Raw genomic sequence first — 1,116 nt, forward strand, 5'->3', positions numbered from 1 at the left:
GACGGATTTACAATTCAAGTGCAACAAATTAGTCAAATAGAAAGACTCATAGCCTGAGTCCTTGTAAGATGGAATCACCATAAGACCAACTACAAGGAGAACTCGGCTATGAGTCCGTACACACATCTTACCCTAAAGGACCGCGAATCGATACTGCTAGGAATCAATACTGGCGAGACTCTTGAGACAATTGCCAGGCGGTTAAAACGTTCAAAGAGCACCATCAGTCGTGAGATTGCCCGTAACGGTGGCTGGCAGGACTATTCGGCAGCCGACGCCCAGAAGCGTTACCAGCAGGCTCGTCTGGCTAGTAGACGTCCTCGGATTCTCGCACGACCAGAGACACGAGAGGCTGTCATTCGATACATCACGGCGCTTCACTGGTCGCCTGAACAAATCGCTGGTCGTCTAGCGCTAGAGGGTAGCCGCATTCGTATCAGCTATCCGACTATCTACAGAGGCATTTGCCTAGACAACCTCGGTGTCCCATTGAAGAGCCATGGTGCTCGTGGCCTACCCAGACAGCTTCGACACCGAGGCAAGACACGTAAAGTCAAAGGCACTATCAATGAACGACGGGGTCGTTTCAATGACGCGCCATCGATCCACGACCGGCCCCGGTCAGCAGAAAATCGCAGCTGGTTTGGGCACTGGGAAGGTGACACGGTACGCGGAAAGACGGGGCACTCAGCGTTAGTGACACTGGTCGACCGTAAATCACGGTATCTACTTTCCAAGCGGACGGCCAACGTAAAAGCGGACACCGTAAGAGATGTCATGATTGAGTTGCTTGGTGCCTTACCAGCCAATCGGGTGCGAACTGTCACGCCTGATCGTGGGACTGAGTTTGCCCGGTACAGGGAGCTAGCAGAGTGCCTGGCTACACAGGTATTCTTCCCTGATCCGCATGCGCCACAACAACGAGGGACCAACGAGAACACCAACGGTCTGATTCGAGAATACTTTCCCAAGAACACAGACCTAGACCTCCAAACGGATGCGGAAATCGATGCCTATATTGCACAACTGAATAACCGACCACGCAAGGTCTTAGGCTGGAAGACACCATCGGAAGTCTTCATGGGCAAAAAGTTGCACTTGAGTTGACAATTCGTC

At 52.2% G+C, this 1,116-nt stretch carries 1 protein-coding gene; it reads left to right on the forward strand.

Annotation, left to right across the window (positions count from 1 at the left end; translation table 11 throughout):
• The first annotated feature begins 108 nt into the window (after positions 1–108).
• A complete protein-coding gene (locus JUF11_RS13090) occupies positions 109–1,107 on the forward strand; it encodes an IS30 family transposase (protein ID WP_125583170.1) in 999 nt (332 codons plus the stop codon).
• Positions 1,108–1,116: the final 9 nt, after the last annotated feature.

Source organism: Lacticaseibacillus suilingensis, assembly GCF_016861845.1.
GTDB lineage: Bacteria > Bacillota > Bacilli > Lactobacillales > Lactobacillaceae > Lacticaseibacillus > Lacticaseibacillus suilingensis.